Below are 16648 nucleotides of genomic sequence, written 5' to 3'. Positions count from 1 at the left end.
GGCCGCTCGGAGCGCGGCGGGGGCCGGTCGGAGCGCGGCGCGGCCGGTCAGAGCGCGGCGGGGGCCGGGTCGTCGCCGGAGAGGCGTTCGGTGCGGGCCAGGGCGGCGGCCCCGGCGATCCGCCGCAGCGCGTCGGGGACGTGCGCGGCGGGCAGGGTGAGCGGCAGCCGCAGGTGCTCCTCGAAGGCGCCGTCGACGCCGAAGCGGGCGCCGGAGGCGATCCGGACGCCGGTGCGCTCCCCGGCCCGGGCCAGCGCGGTGGTGGGCAGGCCGGGGGTGGCGGCCCACAGCGCGAGGCCGCCGGGCGGCGGGGTGAACCGCCAGCCGGGGAAGTGCCGGGGCACCTCGCGGGCGAACGCCTCGGCGGTGGCCCGCAGCGCCGCGTGCCGTTCGGCCCGGATCGCGGGCAGGTGGTCGGTCAGCAGCCGGGCCGCGATCAGCTGGTCGAGGACGGGCGTGCCGAGGTCGTACAGCGCCCGGTCGGCGGCCAGCTTCCGCACCAGCGAGGGCTGGGCGCGCAGCCAGCCGATCCGCAGGCCGGGCCAGAGGATCTTGCCGGCCGAGCCGACGGTGATCACCTGGGCGTCCCGGTCGAGCGCGGCCAGCGGCCGGGGCAGGTCGCGTTCCGCGACGCCCCAGCCGAGTTCGGCGCAGGTCTCGTCGGCGATCACGGTGGTGCCCGCGGCCCGGGCGTGGGCGAGCAGGGCGCGGCGCTGCTCCTCGTCGACGAGCGCGCCGGTGGGGTTCTGGAAGTCGGGGATGACGGAGGCCAGCCGGGGCGCGGCGCCGCGCAGCACCCGCTGCCACTGGGCGAGGTCCCACCCGGCGGGCCCGCCCCCGTCGCCGTCGTGCAGCGGGACGGGCACCAGGCGGGCCCCGGCCCGGTCCAGGGCGCGCAGCGTGTTGGCGTAGCTGGGGGCCTCGACGGCGACCCGGTCGCCGCGCGACAGCAGCGCCTGGTGGGCCAGGTGCAGGGCGCTCATCGCGCCGGTGGTGACCAGCACCTGCTCCGGGTTGGTGGGCAGGCCGCGCTCGGTGTAGCGGCGGGCGACGGCCTCGCGCAGCACCGGCAGCCCGGTCGGGTAGTTGCCGTGCCCGCCGGTGTACGCGGGAAGCTGGGCGACGGCGTGCGCGGCGGCCTCGGCGAGCTGGGCGGGGGCGGTGGGCGCGGCCAGGCCGAGGTCGAGGACGGCGCCCTGCTCGGGGGAGACGGGGTGCAGCGCGTCGGCGGGCGGCGCGGTGCCCTCGGGCAGGGCCGTCCAGGAGCCCGCGCCGCGCCGCGAGCGCAGGTAGCCGTCGGCGCGCAGGGCCTCGTACGCGGCGGCGACGGTGGTGCGGGAGAGGTGGAGCTCGGCGGCGAGTTCGCGTTCGGCGGGCAGCCGGGTGCCGACCGGGAGGCGGCCGTCGGCGACCAGCCGGGAGACCTGGGCGGCCAGGGCGCGGTAGGCGGGGCGGCGGCCGTCGGCGGCGGGCAGCTGGCGGGCGAGGGCGTGCGGGGTGAGGGTGCTGTGCCACTCGGACATCGCGAATCGGTCCACCTGGTTCGGATTGGCCCTTTCGGGCCGCGTTTTGGACTGCCCATAGTGGCGTGCAGTGCCGGAGAACGGCAAGCACCACACGAGAAGAGGTCCACCCGATGGCGGTCAGCCTGTCCCCGTCCCCGCTCCCGACCCGCACGGCCCCCGCCGCCGACGCGCCCCGCCGCCTGCCCCGCCGCCTCTCCCAGCTCGCCGTCGGCCTGGTGCTGTACGGGGTCTCGATGGGCCTGGTGCTGCGCTCCTCGCTCGGCGGCAACCCGTGGGACGTCCTCCACCAGGGCCTGGCCCGGCACCTCCACCTCAGCGTCGGCGCCTGGGTGACGCTGGTGGGCGCGCTGGTGCTGCTGCTGTGGATCCCGCTGCGGCAGAGGCCCGGCGTCGGCACGGTCGGCAACGTGCTCGTCCTCGGCGTCGCCATGGACGCCACCCTCTCCGTCGTCCCGCACCTGCACGCCCTCGCCGTCCGCGTCCCGCTGCTGGCCGCCGGGATCCTGCTCAACGCCCTCGCCACCGGCCTGTACATCGGCGCCCGGCTCGGCCCCGGCCCCCGCGACGGCCTGATGACCGGCCTGCACCGGCGCACCGGCCGTTCCGTGCGGCTGATCCGCACCTGCATCGAGTTGACCGTCCTGACCGCGGGCATCGCCCTCGGCGGCACCTTCGGCCTCGGGACGGTCGCGTACGCGCTGGCCATCGGCCCGCTGGTGCAGTTCCTCCTGCCGCGGCTGACGGTGCCCGGCGGGACGGCCCGGCACCGGCCCGGAACCGGGGGCGGGGCCGCCACTCAGGTGTGAAACCGGGGGCGGTCGTCGCAAAGCGACGGTGGAACCTCGTAAGGTCGTCTCCGTGTTGGACGAGATGCGGATACGGGATCTGGGTGTCATCGACGATGCGGTGGTCGAACTGGCCCCCGGCTTCACCGCCGTCACCGGCGAGACCGGCGCGGGCAAGACCATGGTGGTGACCAGCCTGGGCCTGTTGCTCGGCGGCCGGGCCGACCCGGCGCTGGTGCGCAACGGCTCCGAACGGGCCGTGGTGGAGGGGCGGTTGACCCTCGACCCGGACTCGCCGGTGGTCGCGCGGGCGCTGGAGGCCGGTGCGGAGCTGGACGACGGCGAGCTGCTGGTCAGCCGCACCGTCTCCGCCGAGGGCCGCTCCCGGGCGCACGTCGGCGGCCGGTCGGTGCCGGTCGGGCTGCTCGCCGAGCTCGGCGAGGACCTGATCGCCGTGCACGGCCAGACCGACCAGCAGCGCCTGCTGCGCCCCTCCCGGCAGCGCGCCGCGCTGGACCGGTACGCGGGCGAGGCCGTCGCCGAGCCGCTGGCCCGCTACCGCGAGGTGTACCGGCAGCTGCGCGAGGTCTCCGCGACGCTGGAGGAGCTGACCACCCGGGCCCGCGAGCGCGCCCAGGAGGCCGACCTGCTGCGCTTCGGCCTGGAGGAGATCGCCGCCGCCGAGCCGGTCGCCGGGGAGGACGCCGAGCTGGCCGTCGAGGCCGAGCGGCTCGGCCACGCCGACGCGCTCTCCTCCGCCGCCACGCTCGCGCACGCCGCCCTCGCGGGCGACCCGGCCGACCCGGAGGCCGTCGACGCGGGCACCCTGCTCGCCCAGGCCCGCCGCGCCGTCGACGCGGTCCGCCACCACGACGAGCGCCTGGCGTCCCTCGCCGACCGGCTCGGCGAGTGCGGCTACCTGCTCGCCGACGTCGCCGGGGACCTCGCCGGGTACGCCGACGACCTGGACGCCGACCCGGTCCGGCTGGCCGCCGTCGAGGACCGCCGGGCCGTCCTGGCCCACCTGGTGCGCAAGTACGGGGGCAGCGAGGGCACCCTCGCCGAGGTGATCGCCTGGGCCGAGGCCGGCTCGGTGCGGCTGCTGGAGCTCGACGGCGACGACGAGCGGATCGACGAACTCGGCGCCCGGGAGACCGAGTTGCGCACCCAGCTGGCCGACCTGGCGGCCGAGGTCTCGCAGGCCAGGCACGCCGCCGCCGACAAGTTCGCCGCCGCGGTCTCCGACGAGCTCGCCGAACTCGCCATGCCGCACGCCCGGGTGACCTTCGCGATCAGCCAGGTCGACGACCTGGCGGGCATCGAACTGGAGGGCCGCAGCGTCGCCTACGGCCCGCACGGCGTCGACGAGGTCGAGGTGCTGCTGGCCCCGCACCCCGGCGCCCAGCCCCGTCCGATCGCCAAGGGCGCCTCCGGCGGCGAGCTGTCGCGCGTCATGCTGGCCGTCGAGGTGGTGTTCGCGGGCGCGGACCCCGTCCCCACCTACCTGTTCGACGAGGTCGACGCGGGCGTCGGCGGCAAGGCCGCCGTCGAGATCGGCCGCCGCCTGGCCAAACTCGCCCGCAGCGCCCAGGTCGTGGTGGTCACCCACCTCCCGCAGGTCGCCGCGTTCGCGGACCGGCACCTGGTGGTCGAGAAGACCAACGACGGCACCGTCACCCGCAGCGGCGTCAAGACCCTCGACGACGAACAGCGGGTGCGCGAACTGTCGCGGATGCTCGCCGGGTTGGAGGACTCCGAGCTCGGCCGGGCCCACGCCGAGGAGCTGCTGGAAGCCGCCCGCACCGCCCGGGCCCGCTGACCCGCCGCGCGGGGCGGCACCGCCGCGGGCGACGCGCCCGCGGCGGTGCCGACTGTCCAAGAGGCGGACCGACCTGGCATCGTGGCGAGCGGACACCAGCTGACAACGAGTCGGAGCGAGAACAGACGTGGACCATTCCGCCGCCCGGGCCGCCGCGGCCCCCCAGTTGCACGTGGTGCTGGTCCTGGCCGCCGCGACCGGCGGAATCGGCGCCCACGTGCGCTCCCTGACCAGGGGCCTGGTCGCGCACGGCGTCACGGTCACGGTCTGCGCGCCCGAGGGCACCGACCGGCTGTTCGGGTTCTCCGCGGCCGGGGCCCGCCTGCACACCGTCGACATCACCCCCACCTCCGGCGCTCGCAGCGACGCCACCGCGATCGGCGAACTGCGCCGCGCCTTCACCGGCGCCGACGTCGTGCACGCCCACGGCCTGCGGGCCGGGCTGCTGTCCGACCTGGCGCTGCGCACCGCGGGCCGCTTCCCCGGCATCCGGCCCGAGACGCCGCTGGTGGTCACCTCGCACCACGCGCTGCTCACCACCGGGCTCGACCGCCGCCTGCAGCGCCTGATGGAGCGCCGGGTGGTGCGGGCCGCCGACCTGCTCCTCGGCGCCTCCTCCGACCTGGTCGCCCGGGCCCGCGAGCTCGGCGCCACCGACGCCCGCCTCGGCCCGGTCGCCGCCCCGCCGATGCCGCCCGGCACCCTGGACCGGGAGGCCGCCCGCAAGGTGCTGCCCGGCGGCGACGACGGCCGTCCGGTGGTGCTGGCGATCGGCCGGCTCGTCCCGCAGAAGTGCTTCGGGCTGCTGCTCGACGCCGTCCCGCACTTCACCGCGCCCGGCGCCCCCGCCCCGCGCGTCCTGCTGGCCGGGGACGGCCCCGAGCGGCAGGGCCTGCGCGAGCGGGTCGCCGCCGAGCAGCTGCCCGTCGAGCTGCTCGGCTACCGCGCCGACATCCCCGACCTGCTGGCCGCCGCCGACCTGGTGGTGCTCTCCTCCCGCTGGGAGGCCCGCTCGCTGGTCGCCCAGGAGGCGATGCGGGCCGGCGTCCCGGTGGTGGCCACCGCGGTGGGCGGCGTGCCCGAACTGGTCGGCGACGCCGCCGTGCTGGTGCCCTTCGCCGACCCGCGGGCGCTGGGCGGCGCCGTCCGCGGGCTGCTCGCCGACCCGGCCCGGCGGGCCGAGCTCGCCGCGGCCGGCCGGGCCCAGGCCCGCACCTGGCCGGACGAGGCGGCGACCGTCGCCCAGGTGCTGTCCATCTACGACGAGCTGGTGCAGCGCCGGGGCTGAGGCCCCGGGAGCCGGGACCGGAACCTAGGAGAGGTTGAGGCCGCCGGCCGCGGTCAGCCGCAGCGCGGTGTCGATCAGCGGGACGTGGCTGAACGCCTGCGGGAAGTTGCCGACCTGGCGGCGGGCCCGCGGGTCCCACTCCTCGGCGAGCAGGCCCAGGTCGTTGCGGAGCGCCAGCAGCCGTTCGAACAGCTCGCGGGCCTCGCCGACCCGGCCGATCATCGCCAGGTCGTCGGCCAGCCAGAACGAGCAGGCCAGGAACGCCCCCTCGTGCCCGGACAGCCCGTCGACGTTGTTGCCGTCCTCGTCGTGGGTCGGGTAGCGCAGCACGAAGCCGTCCTCGGTGGCGAGTTCGCGCTGGATCGCCTCGATGGTGCCGATGACCCGCTTGTCGTCCGGCGGCAGGAAGCCGACCTGCGGGATCAGCAGCAGCGAGGCGTCCAGCTCCTGGCCGCCGTAGTACTGGGTGAAGGTGTTGCGCTGCGGGTCGTAGCCGCGGGCGCACACGTCGGCGTGGATCTCGGCGCGCAGCTTCGTCCAGCGCTCGACCAGGTCGGACGGCGGGTCCTCGCTCTGGGCCAGCAGCTTGAGGGTGCGGTCGACGGCGACCCAGGCCATCACCTTGGAGTGCACGAAGTGCCGGCGCGGCCCGCGGACCTCCCAGATGCCCTCGTCCGGGTTGCGCCAGTGCTCCTCCAGGTACTCGATCAGGCGCAGCTGCAGGTGGTGGGCGTGGTCGTGCCGGGACAGGCCGGACATGGTGGCCAGGTGCAGCGCCTCGACGACCTCGCCGTACACGTCCAGCTGCAGCTGCCCGGCGGCGCCGTTGCCGACCCGGACGGGGCGGGAGCCCTCGTAGCCGGGCAGCCAGTCGAGTTCGGACTCGGTGAGCTCGCGCTCCCCGGCGATGCCGTACATGATCTGCAGGTTCTCCGGGTCGCCGGCCACCGCGCGCAGCAGCCACTCGCGCCAGGCCCGGGCCTCCTCGCGGTAGCCGGTGCGCAGCAGCGAGGACAGGGTGATCGCGGCGTCGCGCAGCCAGGTGTAGCGGTAGTCCCAGTTGCGCTCGCCGCCGAGGTCCTCGGGCAGCGAGGTGGTGGGGGCGGCGACGATGCCGCCGGTGGGGGCGTAGGTGAGCGCCTTGAGGGTGATCAGCGAGCGGACCACGGCCTCCCGGTAGGGGCCCTGGTAGGTGCACTGGGCGACCCAGTCGCGCCAGAACCGCTCGGTGGAGGCGAGCGCGCCCTCGGCGTCCGGCGGGGCCGGGGCGGGTTCGTGCGAGGCCTTCCAGGTCAGCCCGAAGGCGATCCGCTCGCCCGCGGTGACGGTGAAGTCCGCGTACGTGGTCAGGTCGCGCCCGTAGGTCTCGGCCCGGCCGTCCAGCCACACCGAGTCGGGCCCGGCGACGGCGACGGTGCGGTGCCCGACCTCCGGGTGCTCGACCCGGTGCACCCAGGGGACGATCCGGCCGTAGCTGAAGCGCATCCGCACCGCCGAGCGCATCCGGACGGTGCCGGCCACGCCCTCGACGATCCGGATCATCTGCGGCACGTCGGGCGTGCCGAGCAGGTGGCGCGGCGGCATGAAGTCGATCACCCGGACGGTGCCGCCCTGGGTGTCCCACTCCTGCTCCAGCACCAGCGAGTCGCCCCGGTAGCGGCGCCGGTCGCAGGGCAGTGCGGGCGCGGCGGCGGTGACCGGCGGGACCCGCAGCTCGCCGGTGTCCAGCAGGGCCGAACGGGGCTCGGCGGGGGCGGCGGGCGGCGGCCCGACCGGCGTGGCCGGGCCGATCCGCCAGAAGCCGTGCTCGTCGGTGCCCAGCAGGCCGGCGAACACCGCGGGGGAGTCGAACCGGGGCAGGCACAGCCAGTCGACCGCGCCGTCCCGGCTGACCAGCGCGGCGGTCTGCATGTCCCCGATCAGCGCGTAGTCCTCGATGCGACCGGCCATGGTTCTCCGTTCCGTGCGGGCCCCGCGGCGGACGGTGCGCACAGGGTCGGGCGAGGATGTCGACGTTTGAGCAGAATACGTTGATTCGGGTGGTTGGGTCGTGCGCACGCGCCCCCGGCGCCCGCCCGTGCGCGCCGGGCAGCGCCCGGGGAAACCCCCGTCCGAGCAGCCCCGATGCGCCGTCCGGCCGAGCGGCGCGGGGCCGGGGCACCCGGACGCGGGCGAGCAGTCGCCGGGGCACTGATACGCTGGTATCCCGTGGAACTGGTGGGAACGAGGGCCGGGAGCCCCTCCACCGGCGTCACCCTCCGACACGCGACCCACGGGAGCCCCCTCTTGGCACAGCCCCATTCCGGCAAGTCGGCCAACGGCCGTGCCGTGACGACCAAGCACCTCTTCGTCACCGGGGGTGTCGCCTCTTCGCTCGGCAAGGGCCTCACCGCCTCCAGCCTCGGTGCCCTGCTCAAGGCCCGCGGCCTGCGGGTGACGATGCAGAAGCTCGACCCGTACCTCAACGTGGACCCGGGCACCATGAACCCGTTCCAGCACGGTGAGGTCTTCGTCACCGACGACGGCGCCGAGACCGACCTCGACATCGGCCACTACGAGCGCTTCCTCGACACCAACCTGCACGGCTCGGCGAACGTCACCACCGGCCAGGTCTACTCCACCGTGATCGCCAAGGAGCGGCGCGGCGAGTACCTCGGCGACACCGTCCAGGTCATCCCGCACATCACCAACGAGATCAAGTCCCGGATCCGCCGGATGGCGACCGAGGACGTCGACGTGGTCATCACCGAGGTCGGCGGCACCGTCGGCGACATCGAGTCGCTGCCGTTCCTGGAGGCCGTCCGCCAGGTCCGCCACGAGGTCGGCCGGGACAACGTCTTCTTCGTGCACGTCTCGCTGCTGCCGTACATCGGCCCCTCCGGCGAGCTGAAGACCAAGCCCACCCAGCACTCGGTGGCCGCGCTGCGCAACATCGGCATCCAGCCCGACGCGATCGTGCTGCGCGCCGACCGCGAGGTGCCGCAGGCCATCAAGCGCAAGATCTCGCTGATGTGCGACGTCGACGAGGAGGCCGTGGTCGCCGCGATCGACGCCAAGTCGATCTACGACATCCCCAAGGTGCTGCACGGCGAGGGCCTGGACGCGTACGTGGTGCGCCGCCTGGACCTGCCGTTCCGCGACGTGGACTGGACGGTCTGGGACGACCTGCTGCGCCGCGTCCACGAGCCGCAGCACGAGGTCAAGGTCGCCCTGGTCGGCAAGTACATCGACCTGCCGGACGCCTACCTCTCGGTCACCGAGGCGCTGCGGGCCGGCGGCTTCGCCAACAACGCCCGGGTGCAGATCAAGTGGGTCACCTCGGACGACTGCGTCACCCCCGAGGGCGCGCAGGAGCAGCTCGGCGACGTGGACGCGGTCTGCATCCCCGGCGGCTTCGGCGACCGCGGCGTGGACGGCAAGGTCGCCGCGATCACCTACGCCCGCGAGAACAAGGTGCCGCTGCTGGGCCTGTGCCTGGGCCTGCAGTGCGTGGTCATCGAGGCCGCCCGCAACCTGGCCGGGCTGCCGGAGGCCAACTCCACCGAGTTCGACCCCGCCGCGAAGTACCCGGTCGTCTCGACGATGGCCGAGCAGCTGGCCATCGTCGACGGCAAGGGCGACCTGGGCGGCACCATGCGCCTGGGCCTGTACCCGGCGAAGCTCGCCGAGGGCTCGATCGTGCGCGAGGTCTACGGCGGCGAGCAGTACGTCGAGGAGCGCCACCGCCACCGCTACGAGGTCAACAACGCCTACCGCGCCGACCTGGAGAAGACCGGCCTGCAGTTCTCCGGCCTCTCCCCGAAGGGCGACCTGGTCGAGTACGTCGAGTACCCGCGCGAGGTCCACCCCTACCTGGTCGCCACCCAGGCCCACCCCGAGCTGAAGTCCCGCCCGACCCGCCCGCACCCGCTGTTCGCGGGCCTGGTCGCGGCGGCGATCGACCGCAAGGTCGGCTGACGCCCCTCCTGGAGTGACCGAACGCCCGTCGGGAACCGTCCCGGCGGGCGCTTCGGCGTGTCGCGGGGCGGGCGTCCGGTAGATTGTGTCTATCTGACGAGAAGGGGTGGTGTCCGGTGGCCGGGATTCACGACGTGGCCGAGGAGTGGGACGTCCGGGACGGGAGCACGCCCTTCCGGGGCAAGGTGACCGGCGTGCGCAGCGAGCAGGTCCGGATGCCCGACGGCAACTGGGCCCAGCGCGACTACCAGCTGCACCCCGGGTCGGTCGCGGTGCTCGCGCTCGACGACGAGGGCCGCGTGCTGACCCTGCGCCAGTACCGGCACCCCGTCCGGCACCGGCTCTGGGAGCTCCCGGCGGGGCTGCTGGACGTCCCCGGCGAGAACCCGCTGCACGCGGCGCAGCGGGAGCTCTTCGAGGAGGCCCACTGCAAGGCCGGGCAGTGGCGCGTGCTGGTCGACTTCTACACCTCGCCCGGCGGCAGCGACGAGGCGGTCCGGATCTTCCTCGCGACCGACCTGTCGGAGGCGGACGGCGAACGCTACGAGGCGCACGGCGAGGAGCTGGAGCTGGAGGCGGCCTGGGTGCCGCGGGAGGAACTCGTCCGGCTGGTCCTGGCGGGCGCGCTCCACAACCCGACCCTGGTCACCGGCGTCCTGGCCCTCAGCGCGACCGGCGGGGAGCTGGAGGCGCTGCGGCCCGCGGACGCGCAGTGGCCGGCCCGGCCGTACTGAAGAGGGCTGCGCGCTTCGGGAGTCGCACGTCAGCGAGGTCGCGGGATGGTGCAAGTGATTCTCCTGCTTCGCGATCCGGCTGCGGGGGATCGGTTGGCCGCGCCGTTCCCCGCGCCCCTGTCGGTGCGCTCCCTGGCTTCCCCGGTTGGGCCGGCAAGGTGATTCGGCCATTGGTCATACCGGGGCGTCTCGGCGGGGCGGGGTGGGCGAACTACGCTTCGCGGACAGGGCCCGGTGGGCGGGTCCGGGGCGCTGGGCGACGGGTCGGGAGTGGCGCTGGTGGCGAGGAAGACGGCGGCGGTGGCCGAGGCGGCCGGGATCTTCGACGCGCTGCCCGCGGGTGCCCGGCCGTTCGCCGGGCGGGGCGGGGAGCTGGCCGCGCTGACCGTCGCGGCGGGGCGGCCCGCGCAGGGGCGCGGGCGGTTGCTGGTGCTGGCGGGGCGGCCGGGTTCGGGCCGCACCGCGCTGGCGGTGCGGTGGGCGAGGTCGGTGGCCGGGGACTACCCGGACGGGCTGCTGTACGCGCGGCTGTCGGCGCCGGACGGCGGCCGGGTGGGGGCCGGGCGGGCGGCGCGGGTGCTGCTGGACCAGCTGGGGGAGCGGCCGGGGGCGGCGCTGCTGCCGGGCGCGGCGGAGGAGGACCCGGCGTGCGAGGCGCTGCGCGAGGCGCTGGGGCAGCGCAAGGCGCTGGTGCTGCTGGACGACGTCAAGGACGCCGGGCAGGTGTGGCCGCTGCTGGCGGAGAAGACCTCCTCGCTGCTGCTGGCGACCACCGCGGGGCCGCTGATGGGCATCGACGGGATCGACCCGGTCATCCTCGGCGGGATGGACCACCGGGCGGCGGTGGAGCTGCTGGGCGAGCTGGTCGGCGGGACGCGGATCTCCTGCGACCCGGTCGGCGCCGCGGACCTCGCCGAGGCGTGCGCCAACCGCCCGGCCGCGCTGCGGCTGGTCGCGGGCTGGCTGCGCACCGAGCCCCGGCTGGCGGTGACCGACGCGGCGGCCCGGCTGCACGCCGTCCCACCGCCCGCGCCGGTGGTGGTGGAGGGGCCGGTGCGGCCGACCGACCCGCAGCGGGAGACGGTGCCGGTGGTGGAGGGCGACCCGCTGCGCGGGGCGTTCGAGCTGGCGTACCGGCGGCTGCCCGCGGCCCGGGCCCGGCTGCTGCGGCTGTGCACGCTGGCGCCCGGCCAGCAGGTGGACCTGCGCACCGCCTCGGCGCTGGTGGGCTGCCCGGCCCCGGAGGCGGGGGCCTCGCTGGCGGCGCTGGCCGAGCTGGAGCTGCTGGAGCGCGAGCCGGACGCCGCGGACGGCACCGAGCGCTACCGCGTCCCGGGGCGGCTGTACGGGCGGCTGGTGGAGCTGCGCGGCGAGAGCGACCGGCCCTCCGAGGTGGAGCTGGCCCGGGCCCGGCTGCTGGAGCGGCTGGTGCGGCTGGTCGACTCGGCGCGGCTGCTGCTGGACCCGGCGGCCGGACCCAACCCGGACCCGCTGCCGGGGCCGCTGCGGCTGCGCACCGCCGCGCACGCCGAGGGCTGGCTGCTGGGGGAGCGCGAGCAGCTGCTGGCCGCGGTCGCCGACGCGGTCGGGCAGGGCGACCTGGACGGGACGGCGGGCCGCCTGGTGACCGCGCTGCTGCGCACGCTGCCGCTGACCGGCGGGGCCGCGCCCGCGGACCTGCACGCCCTGCACGAGTCGGTGCTGAAGGTCGCCGAGCGGCAGGGCAACCCGCGCCGGGCCGCGGCCGCGCTGCTGAACCTGGGCGACCTGCAGGCCGCCGCCGGGCGGTGGGAGCAGGCGGGCGAGCGCTACCGCCGCGCGGTGGACCTGGCCCGGCGGGCGGGCGACGAGGCGGGCTGCGCCCGGGCGCTGGAGGGCGTGGGGCACGGCCACCGGGCGCTCGGCGACCCGCTGCGCGCCGCCGACGCGTACGGGCGGGCGCTGGCGCTGCGGCAGGAGCTGGGCGACCAGGCGGCCGAGGCCCGGCTGCTGGTGCGCCTGGCCGAGGCGCACACCGGGCTGCGGCGCTTCGAGGAGGCGCTGCGGGAGTACCGCTCGGCGGCCGCGGTGCTGCGCCGGGCGGGCGACGGGGCGGGCGAGCGGGAGGTCGCGGCGCTGGCGGCGAGGCTGCAGCAGCACCTCGGCCGGGAGGGCCTCCGTCCGCTTTCGGAGTAGTGTCGTATCTGCGGAGTTCGCCCCGCAATGTGGCCCCGGAGCGCGTGCAAGCCTACGAACCTGCCAATGGGTCCGACTGATTTGGTCACTTTGGAAGGCTGACACGCCGACTGGGCTTCATTACACTCGAACTCAGTCGCGCATAGATCTATGCACCGGCCTGTCCGTTGTGCCCTCCGTGTGCGTCGCCGCCGGTCTTCCCCGGTAGGTATTCCCCATGGCAAGAGGACGTGTTAGCCGTGAAGGTCGGCATCCCCCGCGAGGTCAAGAACCACGAGTACCGCGTGGCCATCACGCCCGCCGGCGTGCATGAGCTGGTCCGCAACGGACACGAGGTCGTCATCGAGGACAACGCCGGTGTCGGCTCCTCGATCCCCAACGAGGAGTACGTGGCCGCCGGTGCCACCATCCTCCCCACCGCCGACGAGGTGTGGGCCGCGGCCGACATGATCCTCAAGGTGAAGGAGCCCATCGCCTCCGAGTACCACCGGCTGCGCAAGGGCCAGACCCTCTTCACCTACCTGCACCTGGCCGCCGACCGGGCCGGCACCGACGCGCTGCTGGCCTCCGGCACCACCGCCATCGCCTACGAGACGGTGCAGCTGCCCAACGGCGCGCTGCCGCTGCTGGCCCCGATGTCCGAGGTCGCGGGCCGGCTGGCCCCGCAGGTCGGCTCCTACCACCTGATGCGCCCGGCCGGCGGCCGCGGCGTGCTGCCCGGCGGCGTGCCCGGCACCCACCCGGCCAAGGCGGTCGTCATCGGCGGCGGCGTCTCCGGCTGGCACGCGGCCACCATCGCCATCGGCATGGGCTACGACGTGACCCTGCTCGACCGCGACATCAACAAGCTGCGCGAGGCCGACAAGGTCTTCGGCACCAAGGTCAAGGCGATCGTCTCCAACTCCTTCGAGCTGGAGAAGGCCGTCGTCGAGGCCGACCTGGTGATCGGCGCCGTGCTGATCCCGGGCGCCAAGGCCCCCAAGCTGGTCACCAACGAGCTGGTCGCCAAGATGAAGCCGGGCTCCGTGCTCGTCGACATCGCCATCGACCAGGGCGGCTGCTTCGAGGACTCGCACCCGACCACGCACGCCGAGCCGACCTTCCAGGTCCACAACTCGGTCTTCTACTGCGTGGCCAACATGCCGGGCGCCGTCCCGAACACCTCCACCTACGCGCTCACCAACGCGACCCTGCCGTACGTGGTCGAGCTGGCGAACCGGGGCTGGAAGGAGGCGCTGCGCCGCGACGCCGCGCTCGCCAAGGGCCTGAACGTGCACGAGGGCCAGATCACCTTCCCGGCCGTCGCCGAGGCCTTCGGCCTGGAGTCGGTCTCCCTGGAGAGCGTGCTCGCCTGACGTCGCCTCACCCGCTGTCGCCCCCGGCCGTCCTTCCCCTTGGCGCCGGGGGCTTCGGCATGCCCGCGCGGACGGGCGGGTACCTCCCGGGTGACCGCCGCCGGTCAATTCCGGTGCGGTTTGTCACCCGCTCTGTCGACAAGGACACCTGACGGGTCCTCACGGCCCGGTGCCCGCGCGGAAACGTTAGGGTCGTGTCTTGACACGGGGTGGGTGAACGGCCGACACAAGCGGCCCACTACCGTGGATTGTGTTGCTGCCAATGCCCGAAACGGCCTAGAGTCGCAAAACGTTGGCATGCTGCCACGCTGACGAATCGACATAGAGTCCTGGATGTCCAAGGAGGTAAGACGACTTGTGAATGAGTCGACATTTGCTCCCGGGGGTGGTCAGCCAGGACTGGCGGAGCTCTCCGCCGGGCAGCCGAACGAGGAGGCCCGGCAGGCCACGGTGGGCGCGCAGGAGGTCGGCTCGGTCGCGGTCCGCACCTTCGAGGCGCGCCAGAGCGCGGCAGCCGCCGCCACCGACTACGACGCCGACTTCGCGGCGTACGGACTGGCCTACAACGAGCTCGGCTACGGGCCCTACGACGACCCGGACGCCGAGTACGAGCCCGACCCCGAGTACGCCGCCACCCTGGCCCCCGACGCGGCCCGCCAGCGCCGCGAGCGGGTCGGCCCGACCGGCCGCCCGCTGCCGTACTTCCCGATCCCCGCGCCGCTCGCCGAGCACGGCCCCGCGCAGATCATCGCGATGTGCAACCAGAAGGGCGGCGTCGGCAAGACCACCTCCACCATCAACCTGGGCGCGGCGCTCGCCGAGTACGGCCGCCGGGTGCTGCTGGTGGACTTCGACCCGCAGGGCGCGCTCTCGGTCGGCCTCGGCGTCAACCCGATGGAGCTGGACGTCACCGTCTACAACCTGCTCATGGAGCGGGGCCTGACGGCCGACGAGGTGCTGCTGAAGACCGCCATCCCCGGCATGGACCTGCTGCCGTCCAACATCGACCTGTCGGCCGCCGAGGTGCAGCTGGTCAGCGAGGTCGCCCGCGAGTCGGCGCTGGCCCGCGCGCTGAAGCCGCTGCTGCCCGACTACGACTACGTCATCATCGACTGCCAGCCCTCGCTGGGCCTGCTCACCGTCAACGCGCTGACCGCCGCGCACAGCGTGATCGTCCCGCTGGAGTGCGAGTTCTTCGCGCTGCGCGGCGTCGCGCTGCTCACCGAGACCATCGAGAAGGTCTGCGAGCGGCTCAACCCCGACCTGCGCCTGGACGGCATCCTGGCGACCATGTACGACTCCCGCACGGTGCACTCGCGCGAGGTCCTCGCCCGGGTCGTCGAGGCGTTCGGCGAGCACGTCTTCCACACCGTCATCGGCCGGACCGTCCGGTTCCCGGAGACCACCGTGGCCGGTGAGCCGATCACCACCTACGCCACCAACTCGGTCGGCGCCGCCGCCTACCGCCAGCTCGCCAGGGAGGTGCTCGACCGGTGCCGCCCCGCCGAGTGAGCCTTCCGGGGGCCGACGAACTGTTCCGGGCAACCGGCGGAATGGCCCTGTCGCCCTCGCTCGCGCGCAACGGCAACGGCAACGGCTCCGGCAGCGTCCCCGGCTCCGCCCCCACCGGGCAGGAGCCCCCCGGGGACGGCCCGGGCGCCGCCCCCGCGCCGCGCACCGTCGACGTGCCGGCCGCCAGGCCGGAGGCCGCCCCGGCGGCCCCTGCGGGGCGCGCGGAGGACCCCGCAGAGGCCCGCCGACCGGCCCCGGCCACGGTGCGCGGCCGCGGACGGGCCCGGCGGCCCTCCGGGCGGGAGCGGCACGACGAGAAGATCACCGTGTACGTGTCCGCCGAGGAACTGATGGACCTGGAGCACGCCCGCCTGGTGCTGCGCGGCGAGCACGGCCTGGCCGTCGACCGCGGGCGGGTCGTCCGCGAGGCGATCTCGGTGGTCCTGGCGGACCTGGAGCAGCGCGGCGAGGCGTCGATCCTCGTCCGGAGGCTGCGCGGGCGCTGAGCCGCGGGGCGCGGTTCCTCGCGCCCCCGGCCGCGCCGGTCTGCCACAATGGTCCGTTATGGCGTTCCAGGTCCGGTTGGAGAACTTCGAGGGACCGTTCGACCTGCTGCTCGGGCTGATCGCCAAGCACAAGCTGGACGTCACCGAGGTGGCGCTGTCGAGGGTCACCGACGAGTTCGTCGCGCACATCAGGGCGATGGGACCGGAGTGGGACCTGGACGCGGCGACCGAGTTCCTGGTGGTCGCGGCCACCCTGCTGGACCTCAAGGCGGCCCGGTTGCTGCCGGTCGCCGAGGTCGAGGACGAGGAGGACCTGGCGCTGCTGGAGGCGCGCGACCTGCTGTTCGCGCGGCTGCTGCAGTACCGGGCGTACAAGAAGGTCGCGGCGCTGTTCGCGGAGCGCTGGGAGGCCGAGGCGCTGCGGCGGCCGCGGACCGTCGCGCTGGAGCCGCAGCACGCGCTGCTGCTGCCCGAGGTGGTGCTGTCGATCGGCCCGGAGCGGTTCGCGCAGCTCGCCGCCCGGGCGTTCGCGCCCAAGCCGAAGCCGGTGGTGTACGTGGACCACATCCACACGCCGCCGGTGAGTGTGCGCGAGCAGGCCGAGCTGGTGGCGCGGCGCCTGGGCGAGCTCGGCGAGGCCACCTTCGGGCAGCTGGTCGCGGACGCCGAGAACGCGCTGGTGGTGGTGGCCCGGTTCCTGGCGCTCCTGGAGCTGTACCGCGAGCGGGCGCTGGACTTCGAGCAGCCGCAGGCCCTGGAGGAGCTGGTGGTGCGCTGGACCGCCGCCTCGGGGCAGCGGGTCGAGGTGACCGACGAGTTCGACCGCCCGGCGGGCGGGGAAGGCGGTGCGCGATGACGGAGCGGCCCGCGCGCAGGGCCCTGGGCCTGCCGGGCGCCCCCCGGCCCGGCGAGTGGCAGGAGTCGGCGTACCCGGACGGTGCGCGCGTCGAACCGGTGGAGCGCGTCCTGGCGCTGCCCGACGGGCCCCCGG

At 75.1% G+C, this 16648-nt stretch carries 12 protein-coding genes; 10 read left to right on the top strand and 2 right to left on the bottom strand.

Features of this window, described 5'->3' with window-relative positions; translation table 11 throughout:
- Positions 1 to 47: 47 nt before the first annotated feature.
- Positions 48 to 1523, bottom strand: a complete 1476-nt coding sequence (locus QSK52_RS35940; RefSeq protein ID WP_285740468.1) for a PLP-dependent aminotransferase family protein — start codon at positions 1521 to 1523, stop codon at positions 48 to 50.
- A gap of 113 nt (positions 1524 to 1636) precedes the next feature.
- On the opposite strand from QSK52_RS35940, the gene QSK52_RS35935 reads away from it, so the two are divergent.
- The 3 genes from QSK52_RS35935 (at position 1637) to QSK52_RS35925 (ending at position 5418) form a co-directional block, all read left to right on the top strand.
- The gene (locus QSK52_RS35935; RefSeq protein WP_285740467.1) at positions 1637 to 2332 is read left to right on the top strand and encodes a YczE/YyaS/YitT family protein; all 696 of its coding nucleotides are present in this window, start codon (positions 1637 to 1639) and stop codon (positions 2330 to 2332) included.
- Between the two features lie 64 nt (positions 2333 to 2396).
- Entirely contained in the window at positions 2397 to 4130 is a 1734-nt protein-coding gene (gene recN, locus QSK52_RS35930; RefSeq protein ID WP_285740480.1) for a DNA repair protein RecN, read from the top strand.
- A 127-nt stretch (positions 4131 to 4257) separates the two neighbouring features.
- The gene (locus QSK52_RS35925; protein ID WP_285740466.1) at positions 4258 to 5418 is read left to right on the top strand and encodes a glycosyltransferase family 4 protein; all 1161 of its coding nucleotides are present in this window, start codon (positions 4258 to 4260) and stop codon (positions 5416 to 5418) included.
- 24 nt (positions 5419 to 5442) lie between these two features.
- Here the strand turns inward: QSK52_RS35925 and QSK52_RS35920 are convergent, their stop codons facing one another.
- Complete coding sequence (locus tag QSK52_RS35920; protein WP_285740465.1) at positions 5443 to 7368, bottom strand: glycoside hydrolase family 15 protein; 1926 nt, start codon at positions 7366 to 7368, stop codon at positions 5443 to 5445.
- Between the two features lie 378 nt (positions 7369 to 7746).
- On the opposite strand from QSK52_RS35920, the gene QSK52_RS35915 reads away from it, so the two are divergent.
- The 7 genes from QSK52_RS35915 to QSK52_RS35885 all read left to right on the top strand — a co-directional run bounded on the left by QSK52_RS35915 (position 7747) and on the right by QSK52_RS35885 (position 16513).
- Positions 7747 to 9375 (top strand): CTP synthase, encoded by a 1629-nt coding sequence (locus QSK52_RS35915; protein ID WP_285740464.1) that lies wholly within the window; start codon positions 7747 to 7749, stop codon positions 9373 to 9375.
- Between the two features lie 116 nt (positions 9376 to 9491).
- Complete coding sequence (locus tag QSK52_RS35910; protein WP_285740463.1) at positions 9492 to 10109, top strand: NUDIX domain-containing protein; 618 nt, start codon at positions 9492 to 9494, stop codon at positions 10107 to 10109.
- A gap of 279 nt (positions 10110 to 10388) precedes the next feature.
- Complete coding sequence (locus QSK52_RS35905; RefSeq protein ID WP_285740462.1) at positions 10389 to 12284, top strand: tetratricopeptide repeat protein; 1896 nt, start codon at positions 10389 to 10391, stop codon at positions 12282 to 12284.
- 239 nt (positions 12285 to 12523) lie between these two features.
- Positions 12524 to 13639, top strand: coding sequence for an alanine dehydrogenase (gene ald / locus QSK52_RS35900; RefSeq protein WP_285740461.1), 1116 nt, complete (start codon positions 12524 to 12526; stop codon positions 13637 to 13639).
- 450 nt (positions 13640 to 14089) lie between these two features.
- On the top strand, positions 14090 to 15151 hold the full coding sequence (locus tag QSK52_RS35895; RefSeq protein WP_380276494.1) for a ParA family protein: 1062 nt from the start codon (positions 14090 to 14092) through the stop codon (positions 15149 to 15151).
- Between the two features lie 41 nt (positions 15152 to 15192).
- Positions 15193 to 15657, top strand: a complete 465-nt coding sequence (locus tag QSK52_RS35890; protein WP_285740460.1) for a hypothetical protein — start codon at positions 15193 to 15195, stop codon at positions 15655 to 15657.
- A gap of 58 nt (positions 15658 to 15715) precedes the next feature.
- Positions 15716 to 16513: a segregation and condensation protein A gene (locus tag QSK52_RS35885; RefSeq protein ID WP_285740459.1), complete on the top strand. Its 798-nt coding sequence runs from the start codon at positions 15716 to 15718 to the stop codon at positions 16511 to 16513.
- The last annotated feature ends 135 nt before the right edge of the window (positions 16514 to 16648 follow it).

Origin of the sequence: Kitasatospora phosalacinea, assembly GCF_030268885.1 — a bacterium.
Taxonomy (GTDB): Bacteria; Actinomycetota; Actinomycetes; order Streptomycetales; family Streptomycetaceae; genus Kitasatospora; species Kitasatospora phosalacinea_C.
This window is presented reverse-complemented; position numbering and strand designations above follow the sequence as displayed.